Source organism: Saccharophagus degradans 2-40 (genome assembly GCF_000013665.1).
In the GTDB taxonomy this organism is placed as follows: Bacteria; Pseudomonadota; Gammaproteobacteria; order Pseudomonadales; family Cellvibrionaceae; genus Saccharophagus; species Saccharophagus degradans.
Genome location: NC_007912.1, coordinates 2,619,861 through 2,641,520, shown reverse-complemented (window position 1 = coordinate 2,641,520; position 21,660 = coordinate 2,619,861). Strand labels below are relative to the sequence as shown.

Sequence of the window (21,660 nt, the reverse complement as noted above, 5' to 3'; positions counted from 1 at the left end):
ATGACTGACCAAAAGGTAATAATGATTCGCCATGCACAAAGCGAATGGAATGCGAAAGGCCTCTTTACTGGCTGGGCAGACCCTGTGCTTACCCCGCTGGGGCGCAAGGAAGCAGCAGAAGCGGCAAGTAATTTGGCAAAGCTAGGCCTAAAGTTTGACCGTATTTATACCTCGGTATTGCAGCGGGCCACAGAAACCGCGTCCATTATCGCTAAAAGCCTTAATTGCCAAGTACCGCTAACAAAAAGTTGGCAGCTTAACGAGCGCCACTACGGTGTGCTGCAAGGCAAAAGTAAAGAGGCATTGGCTAAGCAAGTAGGTGCAGAGCAGGTATGGCGCTGGCGCAGAGGGTTTGAAGATATGCCGCCACCTATGCCGCTAGCTAGCCCAATGCACGCGCGCTTTGATACCAAGTATGACGGGGTAGAGCCGACCAGCTTACCCAGTGTAGAGTCGCTAAAGCATACCCAAATACGCGCAGTAAATTACTGGCAGAAAGAGGTATTGCCAAGCATACGTAATAATAGTTCTGTGTTGGTGGCGGCACATGGCAATACCTTAAGGGCTTTAATCATGTACTTAGCTAATATGAGTGTACAAGAGGTGGAAGGGTTTGAAATTCCAACGGGTATACCTATTGAGCTAAATATAAACAAGCATGGCCGGTGTTCTAGTTGGCGTTATATTTAGCTCAGTCGATTGAAATTTAGGGCTAACTAAGTGGGGGTAACAAACAGGCCCTTCTTAGCCCTAATTGCGATGCTGCCGTTAAAGGATAAGCTTCGCTGCTACAGTGTTGTTGAGGTTATGAGTTTAAAGCATGCGAGAAACTTAAAGCGCGCATGACTGTCTGCACACTGTAGCGGTTTTTAAAGCACTTTAATGGCCCGACAGGGTTGCTACAAGTATTCGGGTAGCGCTTAATAGTTTGATTGTTTTGTTCAACAGTTCCGAAGATTTATAGCGGTTTTTCGGTTACCATAGGCGCCAATTTATTACCGTATCTCTCTTAATTAGGAGTTTCTAACGTGTTTGCAATCCTTGCTTCTGGCGGTTGGTTAATAATGGTGCCGCTTCTACTGTGCTCCGTAGCGGTTATAGCTATTAGTATCGAGCGCTTTTGGACTCTAGACCCCTCTAAAATTGCACCGAAGCATCAGTTGGGGCAGGTGTGGAATTGGTTGCAAAACAATCAGTTGGATAGTGAAAAACTTAAAGAGTTGCGTCATTCCTCTCAACTTGGTCGTATATTAGCCGCAGGGTTAAGTAACTCACGCCACGGCCGCGAAGTAATGAAAGACAGTATCCAAGAAGCTGCCAATCAAGTTGTGCACGAGCTAGAAAAGTTTTTGGGTGCCTTGGGCACTATCGCAGCTATCGCTCCGTTGTTGGGTTTGTTGGGTACGGTAATTGGTATGATTAAAGTGTTTACCGCGCTCAATTTAGAAGGGGCAACTAATGCCGCGCCATTAGCTGGTGGTATTTCTGAAGCATTAGTAACCACCGCTGTTGGTTTGTTTGTTGCGATACCTGCGATGATGGCTCATAGGTTCTTCGTGCGTCGCGTAGAAGCATTAGTGGTTACCCTTGAGCAAGAAGCGATTAAGTTAGTGGATGCCCTCCATAATGATCGCCGCGTAGATATGAAAGCAGCATAACGGACTTAAACCTATGGCTATGCAATTTAAGCGACAGGTTAAGGCCGAAGAATCGGTCAACCTTACACCTCTTATTGATGTGGTGTTTTTGCTGCTCATTTTCTTTATGGTGTCTACTACCTTTACTAAAGAAACGCATTTAAACATCGACTTACCCGAAGCCGTTGGCGAGGGTGCAGCGGTTGCTGCAGATAACATTGAAGTAAGCGTGGATGCGCAAGGCAATTATTCAGTTAATGGCCAACAGCTTGTGAACAAACAAGTAGGCACATTGCGCGACGCTATTTTGGATGTGGCTGGTGACGAAACTAACACACCGTTTATTATTACCGCCGATGCCGATGCAGCGTACCAAGCGGTAGTATCTGTTATGGATTTAGCCGGCCAGCTTGGTTTTGTAAACCTAAGCTTAACCACGCGACACCCACAAGGGGCAGAGGAGTAGGTTACTTGTCCGCCGCCCTTGCTAAAGCAATTGAACGACGCTGGTATTCTAGACCCGGTATTCTTTGGTTGCTTTACCCTCTAGCTTTACTCTTTCGTTTACTCTCCTATTTTCGGCGTCGCTCGCAAACGCAATCAAGTGTCAAATTTGCTGTGCCGGTATGTATTGTGGGTAATATAGCGATAGGCGGTACAGGTAAAACTCCAACCATTATTGCACTTGTTCATGCGCTTGCAGAGCAGGGTATTACTGCAGGTGTAGTAGCACGAGGTTATGGTGCGAGCTTAGCTAAAGATGAGGTGAGAGTGCTAGATGCAAACGCCACCGCTGCGATGGTAGGGGATGAGCCGTTATTAATTTACAAGCGTACCGGCTGTGTTGTGGCTGTTGGGTCGAATCGTGTCGCTGCTTGTGAGACGCTACTAAAGAGCCACGCAGTAGATGTAATTCTTAGCGACGATGGTATGCAGCACTATAAATTAGGGCGAGATTTAGAGCTGGCACTGGTGGATGGTGAGCGTGTATTTGGTAATGGTCAGCTATTGCCCGTTGGGCCTTTACGTGAGCACCCTAAGCGCTTGCAAAGCGTTAACTGGCTACTTGTAAATGGCGGTAGCGCCGAACATGTTAATGCTAGATTGCAAGCCTTGGAGGCGATCAATGCCGCTGAGTTATCTAGCAAACCAAACAAATTAAATAAAACTCCAGCACCTGTATTTGCCCAATTAGAAGCGGTAAAGCTTGTTAACCTAGCTACTGGTAAAACTTTGCTATTGCAGAATATTACAGAGTTAGGGGCTTTTGTTGCGGTGGCGGGTATTGGCAACCCAGCTCGTTTTTTTAAAACGTTACAATCTACCGGTATTACAGGTTTCGATACGTTTTCTTACCCAGATCATCATAAATTTACAAGTGCCGACTTCCGCCAGTTTGATAACAAAGCAATCGTAATGACCGAAAAAGACGCCGTAAAATGCACACCTTTTGCAACAGATGCAATGTGGTATGTGCCTGTAGACCTTAAATTGCCACAAACGTTTATTGCCGATTTTTGCGCACAAATACGCAAAGTTATTGCCCTCTATAATTAAAGAATATTTCTTAGGTTTCTTATGAATTTTATAGTTGTTATTCCCGCTCGTTTTGCTTCTTCACGCTTGCCGGGTAAACCGCTTGCAGATATTGCAGGCAAACCAATGATTCAATGGGTGTACGAGCGCGCCAAGCTAAGTGATGCCAGCAAAGTTATCGTAGCCACCGATAACCAACAAGTTTTTGATACCGTAAAAGAATTTGGTGGCGAAGTGCTAATGACATCGCCAAAGCACGAATCTGGTACAGATCGACTGCAAGAAGTTGCGCAACAATTAGGCTTGGCTAAAGACGAAATAATTGTAAATGTGCAGGGCGATGAGCCACTTATTCCGCCCGCGGTTATTAATCAGGTAGCAGCTAATATTCAAGGTAATAGTTGGGCAAGTGCGGCAACCCTATCTGAGCCTTTGGTAGAGAGTGAAATGGTGTTTGACCCCAATGCCGTTAAGGTGGTGTCGGATGTCAATGGTGCTGCGCTTTATTTTTCCCGTGCGCCAATTCCTTGGTATCGCGACGAATATCAGCAACCAGTTTCGCAAGTGGCACCACGTACAGATGGTTTGGTTCAGCGTCATATTGGCATCTATGCCTATAAAGTAAACTTGCTAAACCAATTCGTGCAGTGGCCAATGTCTGCTTTGGAAGCTGTAGAGAAGTTGGAGCAGTTGCGTATACTTTCTAACGGCAAAAAAATACATATAGCTCCATCGTGCGAACTAGTACCCGGTGGGGTGGATACGCAAGCTGATTTAGATCGTGTACGTGCAAAGCTAAAAAGCTCGTAACGTTCAACGTTTAGAAGTTAGAGTTTAAAGGTCGGCGGTTAGCGTCCAATACGCATAAGCAAATAAGTAAAAAGGTGAGTTGTGAATATTAAAGAGAAAAAAGTAAACGTATTGTTTGTATGCTTGGGCAATATTTGTCGCTCACCAACGGCCGATGGCGTATTTCAGAAGTATGTAGAAGATGCAAAGCTCACTCATCTAATAAATGTAGATTCAGCCGGTACTTCTGGTTGGCATATTGGTGAGCCGCCAGATAGCCGTAGTGTACGCGAAGCGGCAAATAGAGGTTACGATTTATCTTACCTACGCGGCCGTCAGGTTAGTAAACAAGATTTCGAGCAGTTTGATTATGTATTGGCAATGGATGAGCAAAACTTGCTCGACCTAATAGCACTTGCACCTTCAAACTATAGTGGTCACCTTGGTTTGTTTTTAGATTTTTCTCAGCAACAGGATTACAGCGAAGTGCCTGACCCGTACCATGGGGGCAAGCAGGGTTTTACCTTGGTGTTGGACCTAATCGAAGACGCTTCTAACGGCTTGCTAAAAACTATTTTGGAAAAAAATAGTTAAATGCATATTCAAGAGAAAGTAAATATTCAGCCGTTTGTAACCTTGGCAGTGCCAGCTGTTGCAAAGTTTTATTGCGAAATTCACTCACAGCAGGATTTACTCGAAGCGTTGCGTTGGGCACAAGCAAAAGGCGAGCGAGTGGTAGTGCTTGGCGGTGGTAGCAATGTTCTGCCAGACGAATTTATTAATGCGCTAGTGCTGCATATTAAACTGCTTGGCAAAGAAGTATTACAGAATACAGATACTCAAGCTGAAGTTCAGTTTGGTGCTGGCGAAGTTTGGCACGAACTAGTCATGTGGGCGCTTAGCAATGGCTTCTACGGTGTGGAAAATTTAGCGCTAATTCCTGGCACGGTTGGTGCGGCACCCATCCAAAACATTGGTGCATACGGGGTAGAGCTAGAGCATTGCTTTAAAAGTTTAACCGCAGTAAATCGCGATACCCTGCATGAAAAAATATTCACAAAAGCCGAGTGTGATTTTGGCTATCGCGATAGTGTGTTTAAGAAAATCGCAAAAGATAAATATATTATTACGCAAGTTACTTTGGTGTTTAACAAAACTATAAGTGCAGCGCTTGATTATCCTGCGTTGCTAAGCACGGTTGAACTACTGTGGCAACACAGTAGGGGCCCATTTAAGCCCGAGCTAATATCGCCTATAGATGTTGCCAATGCTGTTATTCACTTGCGCCAGTCGAAGCTGCCAGACCCTCAGCAACTTCCAAATGTAGGCAGCTTTTTTAAAAACCCAGTTGTTGCAAATGCAAAAGTAGAAGAGCTTAAACAGCGGTGGCCTGACATCGTTGTCTTTAATGTTGACGAAAACACAAAAAAAATACCAGCAGGCTGGCTAATTGATAAGCTGGGCTGGAAAGGGAAAGAGGTGAATGGCGTTACAGTGCATAAGCAGCAGGCACTAGTGCTCACCAATCCAAACAAACTTTCAACTGCTTGTGTGTTGGCCACCGCGAGTGCAATCCAAGCAAGCGTTTTACAGCACAGTGGAATAGCCTTAGAGATTGAGCCACAGTGTATTGCTTAGCCGTTGATTTCCCTGAGTGATATGTTGGCTAATAGACGGGGTATTTAGGTAGGTTGATTGGATAGATTAGATCGATTGACTATAAGGGTTGGTTCACAGGTAAAAAAACAATTGGTTGTAATTTTTTCTTCCTATTCGCACTAGTTGAATGAAGGTTGATGAAACTAAACGAGCTAAATTATGCAATGTAATCTGTTCGAGCAAGACGCTGATAAGCCACAAAGCATTGACCTAAAAGGTGGCGAGTTAGAGTTGCATCGCGGTTGGTTGGAAAGTGATTTAGCTACTGAGTATTTTAATAAGCTTGCTGCAGAGGTTGATTGGCAGCAACCAGAAATTTGGGTGGCGGGGCAGCGGCATAAAATTCCACGATTACAAGCGTGGTATGGCGACGAAAATAGTGTAATGGAATACTCTGCAACGCGGTTTTATCCTACGCCATGGTCAAAAGAATTAATCTCTTTAAAAGACTTAATCGAAAATAAAACAGAATCTAGCTACAACAGCGTGCTGGTGAATTTGTACCGTAATGGTGCAGATGGTGTAGGCTGGCATGCTGATGACGAAAAAGAATTAGGCGGGTGTCCCGTTATAGCTTCTTTAAGTTTAGGGGCAAGCAGAAGTTTTTCTCTTAAGCCTAAGCGTGGCGGCAAGTCTATTAAATTGGAGTTAAATAATGGTGATTTAATTGTGATGAAAGGCGATACGCAGCGTAACTGGTTACATGCTGTTGCAAAAACTTCTAAAAAAATCGGACCCAGAATTAATCTAACCTTCAGATATATTTTCAGTTAAGTTAATCGCCTCTGTTAAAATTACCGTTTCAATGTTAAATTGCGCGGTGCATACGTAACAACTAATTCGAACGATAACAACCGTACAATCAGAGCGTCTAACCGCTAAGATGAAGTACTGATTATAAACGGGGTGCTTGAGTGACCAAAATACTAGTAGCTGACGATCACGACTTAGTGCGCATGGGTATAGTGCGCATGTTGAGTGACGTCGAAGGCATAGAGGTGGTAGGTGAAGCCTGTAATGGCGAAGATGCCGTACGCCTCGCCAGAGAATTGGCGCCAGACGTTATTCTAATGGACGTAAAAATGCCTGGTATGGGCGGCTTAGAAGCAACGCGAAAAATTCATCAGGCGTGTAGTGGCTGTAAAATTATTGCTGTTACCGCTTTGTCAGACGACCTGTTTCCAGAGCGCCTTATGAAGGCGGGCGCCGCAGGTTATGTTACCAAGGGTGCCGGTTTCGAAGAGATAGTAAACGCCATTCGCACAGTGTTGAACGGGGACCTCTATATGAGCTCTAGCATTGCGCAGCAGTTAGCCTTGCGTAATTTTGGTTCTTCTAAAGGCTCTGCATCACCATTTGAGCAGTTATCCGAGCGCGAGCTGCAAACGGCTATAATGATTGCGAACAGTAAAAAGGTGCACGAAATAGCAGAGGCATTTTGTGTAAGTCCTAAACGGTCAATAGTTACCGCTACCGCATATTCGATAAGCTCAAAATCAACAGTGATGTAGAGCTGGCTCTGTTGGCTGTGAAACACAAGATTCTAGATGTTGAAAGCATGTCGTGATTAATGTCCCAGCACCAACCCCCTCCAGTATTTGATTCTACAAGTTTTCTAAAAAACGTAACAAAATTGCCCGGCGTCTACCAAATGTACGACGCGGATGGGGCGATTTTGTACGTTGGTAAGGCCAAAAACCTCAAAAACAGGCTTAGTAGCTATTTTAGGGCAACAGGCCTTACCCCCAAAACGCACGCTTTAGTAAAGCGTATTCAGGCCATAGAGGTAACGGTTACGCCTAGTGAGGCAGAGGCGCTGGTACTTGAGCACAACCTAATCAAATCGCAGAAGCCGCCGTTTAATATTCTGCTGCGCGATGACAAGTCCTTCCCCTATATCTTTATCTCAGAAGGGGAGCCATACCCAAAGTTGGCTTTTCACCGTGGTCCCAAAAAGAAAAAAGGCCAGTATTTTGGCCCATTCCCGAATGCATCTGCTGTAAAAGAAACGCTTAACTTCTTGCAGCGCACGTTCCGCGTAAGGCAGTGTGAAGACTCTGTATTTAGAAGCCGAACGCGGCCCTGCTTGCAGTACCAAATAGGGCGCTGCACAGGCCCGTGTGTAGAGGCCATAAGCGTAGAAGATTACGCGGTAGATCTTGCTCACACCGCCATGTTTTTAGACGGTAAAAGCGAGGTTTTGCAGCAAGAGCTGCAAGTTGAGATGGAACAAGCCTCGCAGGCGCTGGATTTTGAGCGCGCGGTGGTTGTGCGCGACCAAATTACCGATTTGCGGCAAGTACAAGCGCAGCAGGTGATGGAGGCGGGCTATAGCAACCAAGATGTTGTTGCATGTGCTTCTGAATCTGGGGTGCATTGCATTCATATACTCTATGTGCGCCAGGGACGCATTGTGGGTAGCAAAAGCTATTTGCCAAAAACCAAGCTCGATAGCACCGAGGAAGACGTGCTAAGCGCATTTCTCGCTCACCACTACCTTGGTGGGGCCGCTATGGATGTACCGCCACACATTATTATTAGCCATAAGCTGGCCGACCAATTAATTATTGGTGAGGCAGTAGAAAAGGCCACTGGCAAGCAGCTTAAGCTAACGCATAACGTGCGTACCTACCGCGCTAAGTGGCTAGCAATGGCCTTAGAAGCTGCGCGTCAAAACCTCAAGAACCATCTAAATAACAAGCAAACCTTGGTGGCTAGGTTTGAATCCCTGCAAGACATACTTGGTTTGGATGAAACGCCTAATCGTATTGAATGCTTCGATATAAGCCATAGCAGCGGCGAGTTAACTGTGGGTAGCTGTGTGGTGTTTGACCAAAATGGCGCTAAAAAGTCAGATTATCGCCGGTTTAACATAGAAGGTATAAAAGCAGGGGACGACTATGCGGCGATGGAGCAGGTATTAACCCGCCGGTACACGCGCCTGCAGAAAGAATCCAGCAGCATGCCTGATTTGGTGTTAATTGATGGCGGCAAAGGCCAGTTGTCTAAGGCAAAAGCCGTTGTGGAGGAGCTGGGTATCCACGATATGATGCTCATAGGTGTGGCCAAGGGCACCACGCGTAAACCGGGTTTCGAAACCTTGGTGCTAACCAGCGGGGCAGAGCGTGTACTAAAGGCCGATAGCGCAGCCCTGCATCTTATTCAGCAAATACGCGATGAGGCCCACCGTTTTGCAATTACGGGTCACAAGCAGCGTCGAGACAAAAAGCGTCGTACTTCTGTGTTAGAAGGAATACCGGGCGTGGGGCCGAAGCGCAGAAAAGAGTTGTTGGTGCATTTTGGCGGTTTACAAGAAGTATTGCGTGCTAATGTCGATGATTTGGCCAAAGCGCCTTCAATTAGCAAAAAAATGGCACAAGAGATTTACAATGTACTGCATAGTGAGTAACGTGCTCGCTTTCCCAAGAGTAGTGAAGCGCACTGGTGTAACTTACGCCTACTTATTAGCTTTAATATTGGGTTTATCTATTTGGAGTTCCACCGAAATACATGTTCAACATAGCTAACCAACTTACCCTAGGCCGAATACTGTTTATCCCTCTCTTAGTGGTTGTGTATTACTCACCGCTAGAATGGAAATACTGGTATAGCGCAGCCTTATTTGGGCTTGCCGGCATAACAGACTGGCTAGATGGCTACATAGCACGTAAATACGGTATGGATACCCCCTTTGGCGCCTTCTTAGACCCAGTAGCCGACAAGCTAATGGTTGCCGTTGCGCTGGCCGTGCTAATAGAGGCGCACGCCGATGTTTGGTTTACATTGCCTGCCACAGTTATTATTGGTCGTGAGATAGTTATATCTGCACTAAGAGAGTGGATGGCCGAATTGGGCGCTAGAGCTAAAGTTGGTGTGTCTATGATAGGAAAGGTAAAAACAACGCTACAAATTATTGCTATTGTGCTGCTTTTAGCGTTTAATCCCGCCTCCTATCCGTTGTTCAATAAAGTTGGTTATATAACGCTCTATGTGGCGGCAATACTTACTCTTTGGTCAATGATAGTGTACCTGCGGGCGGCATGGCCGAGCCTAAAGGGTGCAAAATAAGCGATTAATAACATCGCAATAAAAAGTTACAAAAAAGTGTGGTGCAGGCTAGGATTTAAAATAACTTTGCTATACAATGCGCACCCTCTTAACGACGTAGGCAAACAAAGTTTTGCTCGTCAGAGGCATTAGATTGATCTAGGCCACAGCGCTATAAATTGCCAAGCAATTTAACAATTCGCCAACCTAAGTCGATCTAAGCAGAAAGATTTAAGGCGCGATAGCAAAGTGGTTATGCTCCGGATTGCAAATCCGTTTAGCCCGGTTCGATTCCGGGTCGCGCCTCCAAATAGCAGTACTATTACCAAGTAGCTCAATCGAGCTATTCGAAGCCAAGCGCTTCACCCCTCCCTGCCCGGGTGGTGGAATTGGTAGACACAGGAGACTTAAAATCTCCCGACTTCACGGTCGTGCCGGTTCAAGTCCGGCCCCGGGCACCATTATTTACAAGGCCTCTAGCCTTGTTATATAAAATAACCAATCTTAAATATCCTCTTAGTAGATTATAGTGGGCGGAAATTTCTCAAGTGGATTCTCGTTAGCTTGTGATGGCAATACTGTTTGTGATGTACAGCAGGGTTTTTTACAGGTTTACTTACGTCGAAGTTTAGAGGATAGGGCAAAAGCAATTACGATGGCAGAGATGCTCTGGTCTGCAGGGTTATAGCTCGTATTTCGCTGTTTTTTTTATATTGTATCTTTAAGAGTTGGGCCCCCTTTTGTAACTAGGGGCTTACTTATTGATGTCTTTAGGGATTAAAGTAAAGTTTTAGCTGGGGTATTTAGGTGAATGTGTAACAAGTAAAGTATTTAATCAAGCCTTATCTCTGCGCCAAAATCGTCTAAGCTAGAGCAATACGCGTATAAGCCCGAGCTTACCCAAAAGCAATCACGTGGAATTAATGCTTAGGGAATTGCTTGTATAGTGCGTCCAATGTGATTTCTCCAAAACGTTTAAGCAAAAGTGCCTCAGTTTCGTTCATCACAGCCGCCAATGATTCATTGATGGATTTCTCGATGGGGCAGTGTGCATGTTCATCCGTAAGTCCAATAGTGAATAGAGAAGACTCCCCAAAAGCTCTGTGAATATCTAGTAAGGTAATATCGCTTAAGGGTCTACTGATAGCCCATCCGCCATTACGGCCTTTCGTTGACTCTACATAGCCGTGTTCTCTAAGCAACCCCATTGTGCGACGCACCACCACTGGATTTGTAGATTGGAACTTGGCGATTTGGGTTGATGTTACCGGTTCATCGCTAGTGGCAAGGTGCGCCAATATATGTAGTACGCGGGACAAGCGGCTGTCTTTTCTCATGGTGCTCCTCAATTTCTGGTAGTTTGTATATTAATGTAACAATTGATGTTACGTCTATTGTTTACTTTGAAATAATATGTAATATTTATTGTTACATATTATTTCAAAGTTAGGGATTCCGCTATGAATCAAGAAGAAATCACCGCGCTCTTTGATCAGCAAGCCGCAAACTACGATAAGCAATGGCAGAAAATGTCTGCCATCCACAATGGAATGTATTTTTTTATCGAGTCATTGGTTGCAAAGCTCCCCGCTAATGCAAAAATTATCTGTGTAGGAGCGGGAACAGGTAAAGAAATACAATTTTTAGCTAAGCGCTTCCCAGGTTGGACATTTACCGTTGTGGAGCCTTCTGGGGCAATGTTAAATATTTGCCGTGATGCATTGGCAAAGCAGGGGATGGATTCCCGCTGCTACTTTCATGAGGGGTATCTGAATACGCTACATAGCACCGACAGGCATGACGTAGCAACTTGTTTTAATGTATCGCATTTTATTGTCGATATAGCCAAGCGCACGGCTTTTTTTGCTGAAATTGCAGATACACTCAAGCCTTCTGGGCTGCTAATAGGCTCAGATTTAAGCTTTGATATTCATGCTCAAAATTATCAGAGTGCGTTAGCGTTATGGTTTAGCGTAATGTCGGATGCAGATATATCTGCGGAGAATATTGAAAAGATGAAAAACGCTTATGCGAATGATGTTGCCATACTTCCGCAACACGAGATCCTATCTCTTATCGAAAGGGCAGGGTTTGATTCTGCAACACCTTTTTATCAAGCGGGTCTAATTCAGGCTTATTTTGCTAAGCGTAAGTAAAAAGTAGGGGGAATTTCTTTTTCACCTGCTTCGATAGGGTGAAGGTAAGCATTTTTGGTGTCTACTAATTTGGACAATGGTATAAGCTTTGGCGCATTATTTGGCGATTATCATATCAATCCTATATTTCGGCCTCTTTTAACCCTTTGCTCGCAGCTTGAGTCCACTTTCTGCTGTTGCTCATTTTATGAAGGTGGTAGTTGGGTTTGGTTGGGGGGGGGCTGGTTAGGCGTAACTGTGGTTTAGCTGGGGAGAGTTCGCTGTTTATGTCGATCGCAGTGGAAATAGCCACATTGCCATTCGGTGAAAAGCTGTTAAAAACTTAAAAAAGTTGATGTCGGAATAATTTACATCTGTAGTTGGTTTTTTATTCGCCAATTGTGGGATATTGCTTACTTGGGCGTTATAAGATGTATTTATGTGACATCTTTAACGGATTGATAGAAAAATAACGTTTGAACTTTTGTCGGATTTGTAGGCTGCACTCTGCTGGGTGCTAAGAGCGTTATATTTTTTTACAGGTGAAAATAATGGCCGCTAATCACTCAGATTGACTTGAAAATTGTCTTTCTGTAGCCTTCTAATTCCAAAATTTTTGGCGTTTTATTTGCCCTTGCTTCTTAGTGAATTATCCATACTTTAGTAGCAATATTTTGGTGCGCAGTATTTGTTTTTTTGCTGAATGTTCAGCAATCGCTCAAATGTAGCTACTGTTGTCATATTTCTTCGCTTTACTTTCTGGTGATTGTCTTTGGTAGGCAGTGCTAAGAGTAGGCTTTTGCTTGAGAGTTCCTCTCGGCTTACAAAAATTTAAAAATTTCTTGCCTTTATTTTTGGTAAAGGCCCTCGTTTTGGGGAAGGACTCGACTAAGTACCTATTGGATACGCCAATAGTGATTACTTGGTCGATATTAGGGGTGTTATGAAACGCTTTTTTGGTTTGTCGGCTTCGTTAGTTGCTTTTTTATTCTCGGCTACTGTTAGTGCCGCGGTTAATTTAGATTTTAGGGCAACGACTTCTTTGTACGAAACGGAGGAAGAGTTTCACTACACTCTGGCAATATCCGATTGCCGCGCTGTAACCAGCATAAAGATTGGTGCTGCTGGCGCCCTAGAGGCCTACGATTTAAGCGATGCCACGCCAAAGGCAGATGGTTCTGGCGGTTGTAGCATAAATGTATCGCTCGCTTTAGCAGAAGGGAATGCGTATAACCCAGCTGCTGAAGTTAACCTGTTAAATGAACCCACCCAGTTTTATAGCGAAGACTTTTCCGGCGATAGCGCCGTACCCACTATTCAGTTTGAATCTGTACAAATTACTAGCGATATTTCTACTATTATTGGCGTTAATGGCAGCCAGAATACACAATATTTAGTTGCCACTGCGCGCGTTGCAGATGATGTTGATGTTTCACATGTTGTATTTTCTGTAACGGGGTTGCGTGCGTCTAATCTTCGAGCTAATGGTGGTTTGGTCCATAAGGCAAAGGAAGACGCGTTTTTACAAGTTGAAGGGCGTCGAGTATTTCCTGCAACCTATGACCAACAGTTGTTGCATTTTGTACAGGCGCTACCAAACAGTTTGTCTTATGAAGAAATTACCCGCGATGTGCTCGTTCTTGTTGAGGCTGCAGTCGCGGATTCTCGGGGTAGACAAGCTAACTTCTCTGAACTTACCACCCTTGGCGATAACTTAAATGAAGGGATTTTAAGTTGGAGGTTATCTCAGCAGCGGCTTCAGTTTACTAACGTTCTAGATTCTGCCCAGCTTATACCCTTGGTAAATTATGAATTTAGAGGCGAGGTGCCTCTTGTGGGGGCTGGCGCAGGGGTGAGTTACTCCTCTTCCGACGATTCCTTATTGCATGTCACTCCATCTGGGGTTGTTTATCCTTTAGCAGAAAGCTCAGAAGAGCTTTTTATTACGTTAAGCTATGCGGATTTACCGGATATATCTATCCCCGTATCGCTAGATTTTTCGAAACAATTGATTGGCTTAGAGCTTGAAGGGCTTAGCGGCAATCAGCCACTTGTTTTGCCTTCTTTAAACTCCTTTCACCCCTTGCCGGCAATAAGTGCTGTTTTTGATGATGGTTCTAAATCTGCTTTAAACCGGTCCGTAAAGCCTGTGCTGTCAATGGCGGAAAGTGCTTCAGCATTATTGGATTTGGATAGCTCTGTTCCACAAATACGTGCTAAATCCGCTATTGATAGTACTTCCCCTGTAAGTGTGTCACTAGGGTTGGATCTGTTTTCTGATATTAGTGTAAATTTCATGGTGGCAGCAGAGGACGGGCTACCAGAGATCGAACTTGTCTCGTCTAACGGCAGCTTGCCTAGAGCAGTAGCTGTTAACAGTGTGTTTGAAATGGTTGCCAACGCTCGCGATGACGTGGGTATTTCGTCTGTAGAGTTTTGGGTTGACGACGGCTTAGTTGCGCGTAAAGAAACAAGGCCATATTCCATTAGCCTACCCATTGCAGAAACAATGGTAGGTAAAAAGCTTTCTGTGTATGCAGTAGCAATAGATACCGCTGGCAAAAAAACAACTACACCTATAAAGGTTGTCGAAGTAACTGCCGAGCAAAAAGTTACCTTCCCCGATTTCGAGTTTTCTTTACCCTATGACGGCCAGCGTATTATTGAGGGCACGCCGTTTAATGCGCGTGTTGCAATTAATTTGGGTAAGGCTGTGCCACCAGAAAAATCTGCCATTACTTATGTGGAGTTTTTTGCCGACGGCCGTAAGCTTGGCCAAACTTATTACGCTGCGATAGAGCAAGATAAAACAAGTGAAGAGTTTTACGAGCTTTGGCAGTATCAAATTACTGCACCTGAAATCAGCACCAACGAAACAAGCCTAGCATTGGAGGCAAGGGTTTTTGTAGGTAATCAGCACAAAGACGCTGGTGGCAAAATAATTCGTATTAAAAATAACGATTCACCAAAGGCCAAAATTATTCAGCCTTTAACAGGAGCAATTGCAACCGCTGGCCAAAAAGTACGCGTGTCGCTGCAGGGTGCTGATGATACATTAGGCTTGGGTACCCGTTACCAGTTATTGGTTAACGATGAAGTTGTAGATACTAAAAAATATATTAAGCCCAGCGCCGATTTTTCTGCGTTCACGGTTCAAGAGTACGGTTACGACAGTCATGTAGAAGTTTTCGAGTTTGCTATAACCGAAGCAATGATTGGCCAAACTTTGAAAATAGTAGGGCGCATAGAAGATTTTCATCAAGAGATAAGCGAATCCGAACCACTATTACTGCCGATTAAAGGCGATCAGGCACCTACTATTGCGCTTTCACACCCTATCGAAGGGCAGCATATTGTTTCTGGTTTGCCAGTAGAGCTTCGAGCAAACGCTAGCGATGATTTGGGTATTAAACGAGTCGACTTTTTTGTAAACAGTAAGCTCGTTGGCTCTGATGCTGCCGCACCTTTTAGTTTTGTGTTTACTACGCCAGAAAACATCCAAACTGAGCAGCCACTTGCCATTTATGCTGTTGTTACAGACTCCGCCGGTAAGGTAGCTACGAGTAACACCGTTAATGCAACACTAGGTAAGGATGAAACGCCGCCTGTTGTTAATATTTCGTCACCAGCTGTTACTGCCAAACATGCAGGTGTAGATGTTTCTGAAGTGGTTGAAGGCAGCAAGTTTGTACTAAAGGTAACAGGTTACGACAACGTAGAAGTTCAAAGCTTAACGCTTTACGGAGTTAGAAAAGAAGCTGGTATGCCTTATGAGCTGACTGGCAATTTTGACGATGTTTTGACTGGCGAGCAGTTTGCTCCACAGCCTGTACCTGGCAATGTAAATGCTTTTTCTGCGCTTAAATTGTTAGAGGCACCGCAATTTAAAAATGATGTCGGTGTTCCGTTCGATAGTTACCCTATCAAGGTAGAGGCGCGAGATTTAGCCGGTAATGTGTCTACTGTTGAAGTTGTTGTTGGCGTTTTCGCCGATGATAAGCCAGTTGCTGTAAGGGCGAAGGCAGATAAAGCAGGGTATTACGTAAATGACGTTGCCGTTATAGAAACGCTAGCTACAGATGACCTTTCGGTGCATGCAGTTAGGTTGGCGCTTTACTTGGGCGCGGATGCTACGCCATTCTATGAAAAAACCGTGCGCGCTGCCGATGGTATAACTCCGGCGGATATTTTAGTGCATGCTTTTACTGTTCCATTAAGCGAGTTTGGGCTTGCTAATGAAAATCAAGTTGTTCGAATTGAACTGCAGGTAGAGGACGGTAATGGGACTTTGTCCGATGTACTTTTATCTGATGGTACAGACCTAAGGCCACACCTAAGAATTTTAAAGGATGCTCAAAAACCTGCTCTAGCATTGGCAAGCCCTGTTGAAGGCTCACCTTTGTATACTGGGTTAAGTCAGTCCTTTGAATATGGCCTTTCAGATAATGCCGGTTTGCAATCTATTGTTGTTCGCAATGGTGCGACTGTTGTGCATTCTAAAACGTTTAGTGCCAACGAAAAGGTATATTCCGGTTCTTTCAGCACGGCGATAGGCTCTGGCGATAGCTTAGATTTAAGTGTAGAAGTTACAGATATTCACCAAAATACAACGCAAGACACTTGGACATTTAAAGTACGTAACGATGCCCCTCCATCAATATCTATACGAACGCCTGCTGCTGGCGCTAGGTTGTATGAAGGCGAACAATTTACTGCGAATGTATTGGTTGATGATGATCGCGAAGTTCGGTCTATCGTATTTTTTGTGCGCAATGCAACTACGGGTGAATCGTTAGAGGAATTCTCGGTTAACGTTAATTCTGCAAAGGGTGCTTCAGAGTACTACTCCAAGAGTCTTCGTGTTCCGCATCGCAACGATGGTGAGGTGATGGAGCTTGGTGTGCGCGCTACAGATTCAGCGTCGCAAATAACAGAAGCGCTTTTCCAAATTGATATTATTGATGATGATGAAGCGCCTTATGTCAGTATGGTTGAGCCTTCAACGGCAATAACGGTGTTGCCTGGTGAATCATTTAAAGTTGCAGGTGCTGCCAACGACAATATTTATATCGACTCTATTCAGGCTGTATTGACGGATGCAAATGGCGTAGAGACTCCACTCGAGTGGTTAGCCTTTGGTAGAAAAGATCAAGTAGAGAATATAACTATTCCAAACCCGGGTACGTTCGGTGGGATAGTTGCGTCCACTCGCATGAAAACAGATTTTCAAGGGCGCATAACCTTACCAGACAGCTTTACTGCTAGAGCGGGCGAGACGTTTAAATTAAGCGTTCGTGCACTCGATAGAGGAATTAATGTAGGAAACTCTTTAAGTGTCGATTTTACTGTAGCCCTAGACGAAGAGCCGCCAGTTATTGATATTTCGTCACCTGCAAAAAACCTTTATGTGCTTCAAGATGTAATTTTTAAAGCTAACGTTAAAGACAATGTTAGCCTTGCATCGGTTAAGGTATATGTGGAAGCAAGCGGGAAGGAGCGTGAATTATTGCGCTCTTATGAAGGTTTACAAGGTAACAATAATATCGCTGTTCCTAAGAGTGGTGATACAGAAATTTCGATCGATATTTCTGAGTACACGTCATTCGCCAACGGTAATGTGCCGTTATCGTTTATCGTTGAAGCCACTGATACCGCTGGTAATGTCTCTACCAAGAGCCAGCTCTCTTCTATTTTGCCCGATTCGCGGCCTAGCGTATCTGTACAAGCACTTACAGATTTGTACAGCGGCGCTTATACCAAGATAACGCTGGATATAGCAGATGACTATGTAACGCCGAATAACCCAGTACGATGGGTTGGTATGTTATCTAGCTTAAAAGGAGAAGATGGAACCTCGCCAAGAGCTTTCACATCTGCGGTTTATGCGTTTGCAGATGACAACTTAATTGATTACCCCCTGAGTACCTCTTTAGCAGATTTATACGCTAACGCTATAGAACCCACCATTCTTCAAAATAATACTCATACTCTGCAGGTGGTAAGTGCCGCCTACCCAGACTATTCAGGCAGTAGCTTTCAACTTACTGCAGGTAGCTTTGCGCTCAAGGCAGCTGAATCTAAACTAAACCTTTTATCAAAAGCTGGGCCTCTTGATTACATTGTTAACTTCAAGCACGAAGATGTAGCGGAATTCTTATTTGAAATTACTGTTTACAGTCAAGATGAGTGTGGGCTAGGTGTAACTACTCAGCAAGTGCAATCGGCGGGTGAGCTAGATTTAACAAACTATGCTAGCGATAAAACCATTTCTGAAATTTCAATTAAGGTTTTTGCGCTAAATGGTGTAGCGCTGCCGGTTAAGCAGTTAGATGTTAAATTGGCGCGCTTGAAAGGTATATCTACCGAGTTTATTTATACGCTTCATATTCTAGATCGCAACTCTGCATCGGGCTTGGCAGTGGTGCAGCCATTGCAACCTTCCGTTGTTTCTTCCGTTTCTACATCTAAGACTCAGGGCCTATGGGTACCTCGTAATGAATGGCTAGAAAGTGTTGCGTTATATTCATTGGGTACAGATCGTTATGAGCTATTCAGAGCTCAAGACCAAAATTTAGCACCGGTAAAAAGTTGGGTGTTAAAACAAGATGAGTTAGTGCCTGATTTATCACTGCGTAGCCCAGAGCAGGGTAGCGAGTTTGTTGCAGGTGAAGCCATTCCTTTCAAATTGTATTTGAGCGGTTCTGAATACTTAGATGCAATCAAAATTAAGCAGAACTACAACCTACCGTTGGTGGAATATTTCCCTGGTTGGAAGAGCTCTCAGTTTGAGTTCCCAATTCGTATACCCAATAACTACACGTTTGATGAATATACTCTTACGGTATTGGGGGTAGACAAAAGTGGCAATGAAACAGAATTTAATGTTACTTACCCTGTAGGCATAAACGAAAAGCCTGAGTTTAAGTTTGTAGCGTTTGAAAGCTATAAAGTTAACGGCAAGCCACTAAAATCTATTCGTGAAGCTGCACGGCTAAATTACGGCGAGTTTTGGGTACGTCAAGGTGAAACTTTCGATGTAGAGGGGCTGTTCTCTGATGATGCTAGCCTTAGCCATATTGAGTTATCGCGTTTAAATTATGACGGATCTGTAGCAGAAACTATTTTTGAAGAGTCTATGGGCAATAGCTGCCCTGAGTATCCTGTTAAATCTGTTCAGCGAAAAATAGCAGTAGAGTTTGATAGAGCGGAGCCGACGGAGTATCAATTTAAACTTATTGACTCTCTTGGCCAAATTACAACTCGCACATTCCTTGTGCATCCAATAGCCAACGTTGCACCAGCACTTCGGTTTGTAAGCCCAGCGCAGAACCAAGAAGTAGCGTCTGGCAGTTTCAATTTACAGGTTGGTATTGTTTTAGCCGATGATCGTTTCTTATCTGGAAGTAATATTCAGATGTACGCGAATGGTCTACTGCTAAATGCTCCACGCCCCATTGAGGCTACAGATTTAGATGTAGACGATTATGATTTATCTGTAGAGCAGAAATTTGCAGAAATATACGACGAATTCGAACGCAATTACGGTGTTGAAATTGCTAAAGAGTACGGTCGTCCATCAAGCCCCTATGCGTTAAGCCGTAACTATGCCGTGGATTTACCGGCAGGGTTATCTTCTAATGTAACAGAAATAGAGCTAGAAGCTTACGTTACCGACTCTGACGGTGCGGTTGCATTTAGCCGTGTAACGCTAAACGTTTTGCCCGATGATATAGCCCCAATTGTTAGCGAACTGGCTTTGCCTGATGGCGCTATAGAAGGCACAGATTTTACTTTCACCTATCGCGGTGCAGATAACGTGCTGGTTAATCAGCTAGAGCTGTATCGTGGTTATGGTGTGCTGTTAAATTCTGGTGAGTACATAAAATCTACCCCAGATTTACTGCGAACTATCGATGATATTCCTCGTATAGATGATCGACCGATCACTACAAATAATATTGATACGCCACAATACTCGCAGCTGGTTAATACACCCAAGTTGCGCGATATTGCGGCTACCTTGTCGGTAAATTATGCCGATGTTGCTCGTTTTGATACGCTTATTACTGTAGTGGTACGCGATACCAATAATGAAGTTTCTTTGACAAACAGCGTCACTACGCGGCCAGACGAACGACCCGTTTTAGATATAGTAGAGCCATTAAATAACGCTACTGTTGTAGAAAATACGCCATTGTATGTAAATGTTAATGCATTTGATGACGTGGCTATAGCTTACGTAAATTTGGTGGCTACTTATGGTAACGGCCAACCTGCATATCAAATGCGCTTAAAGGCACCTCCTTATAATTACAGCGTGCCAGTGCCTGCTTATGATGCCAATAATGCGGCGAATAATTTAATCACAATTTCTGTAGAAGCCGTTGATAGCTATGGCGTTAATTACCAAGATGTAGATGCCCACAGAGCAGAAGAAACCGTACAAGTACAGATTAAGCCAGACCAAGGGCCATTGGTTGCCATAGGTGTGCCCGAGAATAACTCTGAGGTTACCGAAGGCCGGTATTTGTTGGTGCAGGTGAACGCAACTGATGATGTTGGTATTCAGCAAGTTGTACTTAATATTGATGGTTTAAAAGCAGGGACTAAAACAGTAACAGATTTGGTTTACCCCTATGATTTTGTTGTACATATTCCATATGGTGAAGCGGGTAGCAACCTTAAGTTCACCGCTTACGCAACCGAGATAAGAAAAAATGGTGTTGCGCGTACAGCAGAAACCCCAACGCCAATTAACGTTAAAGTTATGAAAGATGCGACCGCGCCTGTAATTAAAGTATTTAACCCAGTTGCGGATAGCGCAATAACGGAAGGGCGTCCTTTCACTTACAACTTAGATGTTACCGATAATGTTGAAGTGCGTTCTGTTCGCTTGGAGCTGCTTGCGCATATTACCGATGAAAACAATGACGTTTCTAAAAAGTCGGTGGGTAGTCAGCTATTACTAGGCGCGCCTTATTACGGTGTAATGTCTGTAGGTAAAATTGAAGACTACGTGCCAGCTGGGTTGCCCGTACCCGACCAGTTATTAATGACTTTCAAAATTACTGCTCTTGATGGTGCCGGCAACAACAGCGTTGTAGAGCGCGCAATGGTGCTTAAGCGCAACCAAAAACCTAGCGTGAACTCGATGAAGACCCTCGACGCTAGAGGCTACAACCTAGGTGACATTACTGAAGTAACGGAAGGTCGCGGTATTGTCATTTCGGTGCTCGCTTCAGACCCAGAGGCTGGTGTAGATAGCGTTACGTTATACCAGTCTCTAAGCGTAGGCGGGGTAGAAGGTGCTTACCATGTGGTTGGCGAAGACGTTGCTCTGCCGTTCCAGTTCCATTTAACCACTCCAACCGGACGAGTTGGTGAAGTGTTGCGCTTTAAAGCCGAAGCCGTCGATGTTGATGGCTATGCATCGGGTATTTCGCCGGTGCTAAAATCGCTTACTTTAACTGCCGATAAACCGCCAACAGCAAAAATAGTTAAACCAGATAACAAAAATACGGTTGTTATTAACGGTGAAAATATTGAAGTGTGGGTAGAGGCCTTCGATGATCTCGGTGCAGATGGTATCGATCGTGTCGTCTTTTATGTAAACGATAAGCCTGTGGCTACTGTTTACGACAGCATGGGCGAGCGCAACGGGTCTGTTGCTCAGAATCATATTTATACAACTTCATTAGAAACTCCCCCAGGCGTAGATGGTTACTACATTTATGCAATTGCCTACGATAAGTTAGGGCAAGTTGGGCAGTCGCAAACAATTATGGTTGGCTCTATTAAAGATACTGTTGAGCCTGAATTGAATGTTCTGTACCCATTTGATAACGAAATTATTACAA

General features: G+C 44.3%; 13 protein-coding genes, 2 tRNA genes and 1 pseudogene (1 of these 16 cut by a window edge). 15 read left to right on the top strand and 1 reads right to left on the bottom strand.

Annotation, left to right across the window (positions count from 1 at the left end):
* From SDE_RS10825 to SDE_RS10765, 13 genes and pseudogenes are all read left to right on the top strand, one after another.
* Complete coding sequence (locus SDE_RS10825) at positions 1-690, top strand: 2,3-bisphosphoglycerate-dependent phosphoglycerate mutase (RefSeq protein ID WP_011468540.1); 690 nt, start codon at positions 1-3, stop codon at positions 688-690.
* A 338-nt stretch (positions 691-1,028) separates the two neighbouring features.
* Complete coding sequence (locus tag SDE_RS10820) at positions 1,029-1,658, top strand: MotA/TolQ/ExbB proton channel family protein (RefSeq protein WP_011468539.1); 630 nt, start codon at positions 1,029-1,031, stop codon at positions 1,656-1,658.
* A 19-nt stretch (positions 1,659-1,677) separates the two neighbouring features.
* Positions 1,678-2,103 (top strand): ExbD/TolR family protein, encoded by a 426-nt coding sequence (locus SDE_RS10815; RefSeq protein ID WP_041325664.1) that lies wholly within the window; start codon positions 1,678-1,680, stop codon positions 2,101-2,103.
* A 5-nt stretch (positions 2,104-2,108) separates the two neighbouring features.
* Positions 2,109-3,194 carry a tetraacyldisaccharide 4'-kinase gene (lpxK, locus tag SDE_RS10810; RefSeq protein ID WP_011468537.1) on the top strand — a complete coding sequence of 362 codons (1,086 nt, stop codon included), beginning with the start codon at positions 2,109-2,111 and terminating at the stop codon, positions 3,192-3,194.
* A 21-nt stretch (positions 3,195-3,215) separates the two neighbouring features.
* Positions 3,216-3,983: a 3-deoxy-manno-octulosonate cytidylyltransferase gene (gene kdsB, locus SDE_RS10805; protein ID WP_011468536.1), complete on the top strand. Its 768-nt coding sequence runs from the start codon at positions 3,216-3,218 to the stop codon at positions 3,981-3,983.
* An 81-nt stretch (positions 3,984-4,064) separates the two neighbouring features.
* On the top strand, positions 4,065-4,556 hold the full coding sequence (locus SDE_RS10800; RefSeq protein ID WP_011468535.1) for a low molecular weight protein-tyrosine-phosphatase: 492 nt from the start codon (positions 4,065-4,067) through the stop codon (positions 4,554-4,556).
* Positions 4,557-5,600 (top strand): UDP-N-acetylmuramate dehydrogenase, encoded by a 1,044-nt coding sequence (murB, locus tag SDE_RS10795; protein ID WP_011468534.1) that lies wholly within the window; start codon positions 4,557-4,559, stop codon positions 5,598-5,600. It begins immediately after the preceding gene.
* Between the two features lie 252 nt (positions 5,601-5,852).
* Positions 5,853-6,395: an alpha-ketoglutarate-dependent dioxygenase AlkB family protein gene (locus SDE_RS10790; protein WP_158303873.1), complete on the top strand. Its 543-nt coding sequence runs from the start codon at positions 5,853-5,855 to the stop codon at positions 6,393-6,395.
* Between the two features lie 140 nt (positions 6,396-6,535).
* Positions 6,536-7,188 (top strand): annotated as a pseudogene (gene uvrY / locus SDE_RS10785) (UvrY/SirA/GacA family response regulator transcription factor).
* A gap of 3 nt (positions 7,189-7,191) precedes the next feature.
* Positions 7,192-9,030, top strand: a complete 1,839-nt coding sequence (uvrC, locus tag SDE_RS10780) for an excinuclease ABC subunit UvrC (RefSeq protein WP_011468531.1) — start codon at positions 7,192-7,194, stop codon at positions 9,028-9,030.
* 101 nt (positions 9,031-9,131) lie between these two features.
* Positions 9,132-9,689, top strand: coding sequence for a CDP-diacylglycerol--glycerol-3-phosphate 3-phosphatidyltransferase (gene pgsA, locus SDE_RS10775; protein ID WP_011468530.1), 558 nt, complete (start codon positions 9,132-9,134; stop codon positions 9,687-9,689).
* Positions 9,690-9,903: 214 nt separating this feature from the next.
* Positions 9,904-9,977, top strand: a tRNA-Cys gene (locus SDE_RS10770).
* A gap of 65 nt (positions 9,978-10,042) precedes the next feature.
* A tRNA-Leu gene (locus SDE_RS10765) sits at positions 10,043-10,129 on the top strand.
* Between the two features lie 459 nt (positions 10,130-10,588).
* Here the strand turns inward: SDE_RS10765 and SDE_RS10760 are convergent.
* Positions 10,589-10,987, bottom strand: coding sequence for an RrF2 family transcriptional regulator (locus SDE_RS10760; protein WP_264358844.1), 399 nt, complete (start codon positions 10,985-10,987; stop codon positions 10,589-10,591).
* 141 nt (positions 10,988-11,128) lie between these two features.
* On the opposite strand from SDE_RS10760, the gene SDE_RS10755 reads away from it, so the two are divergent.
* Together SDE_RS10755 and SDE_RS10750 are read left to right on the top strand one after the other, a co-directional pair.
* A complete protein-coding gene (locus SDE_RS10755; RefSeq protein WP_011468528.1) occupies positions 11,129-11,824 on the top strand; it encodes a class I SAM-dependent methyltransferase in 696 nt (231 codons plus the stop codon).
* A 922-nt stretch (positions 11,825-12,746) separates the two neighbouring features.
* A protein-coding gene (locus SDE_RS10750) for an Ig-like domain-containing protein (protein WP_011468527.1) crosses the window boundary here: on the top strand, positions 12,747-21,660 show its 5' end (the start). 34,916 nt of this gene lie beyond the right edge of the window; only the first 8,914 of its 43,830 coding nucleotides appear in the window; its start codon is at positions 12,747-12,749; its stop codon lies off the right edge, out of view.